The sequence below is a fragment of the Rubneribacter badeniensis genome, from assembly GCF_002899695.1.
Taxonomy (GTDB): Bacteria; Actinomycetota; Coriobacteriia; order Coriobacteriales; family Eggerthellaceae; genus Rubneribacter; species Rubneribacter badeniensis.
Genome location: NZ_PPEL01000172.1, coordinates 1 through 707 on the forward strand (window position 1 = coordinate 1; position 707 = coordinate 707).

The 707-nt window shown below is 64.1% G+C and carries 1 protein-coding gene; it reads left to right on the forward strand.

The features are described 5' to 3' along the window. Nucleotides 1-76: 76 nt before the first annotated feature. On the forward strand, nt 77-707 hold a 631-nt coding region (locus C2L80_RS13505; protein WP_239939036.1), incomplete at its 3' end, for a transporter substrate-binding domain-containing protein.

Genomic DNA, 707 nt, shown 5'->3' on the forward strand with positions numbered 1-707 from the left:
GCGTCGAAGCGGATCGGAGCAAGCCATAGCACACGGAGGAGAAGACACGCGGAACCGGCACCTGGTCGGGGTGTCCTTGCCGCTTTTGCTGCTTGCACTCGTTGCGGCGCTGCTTGCACTGCCCGGGGCCTACGCTCCTCCCGCCTTCGCCGACGAGGACGCGCCGGAAGGCAAGCGTATCGTGCGCGTGGGCTACTACGAAGACGGCGACTACATGTCCTACGACGAGGCCGGCCAGCTCGTGGGCTACAACATCGACTACCTGGAAGAGCTGCGGCGCTACGCCGACTGGACGTACGAGTACGTGGATTTCGCCGGATGGGCCGAAGCCTACGAGGCGCTGGAGAACGGAGAGATCGACCTGCTCCCCGCCGTATACTACACCCAGGAGCGCACGGACCGCATGCTGTTCTCGGCCGAGCCCATGTGCAGCATCTACACCACGCTCAACGTGCGCCTGGACGATAGGCGCTACGCCTACGAGGACTTCACCGCGTTCTCGGGCATGAGCGTGGGAGTGATCGAGAACAGCCAGGACGCCCGGGCGTTCGCACAGTATGCAAACGACAACGGCTTCGACGTGGACATGGTGGAGTACCTGGAGACCGACGACCTCCTGAATGCGCTGGACGAGGGCGCGCTGGACGCCATCGCCATCACCTACCTGGGCAGCAACTCGCGTTTCCGCACCATCGCGCAGTTCTCTC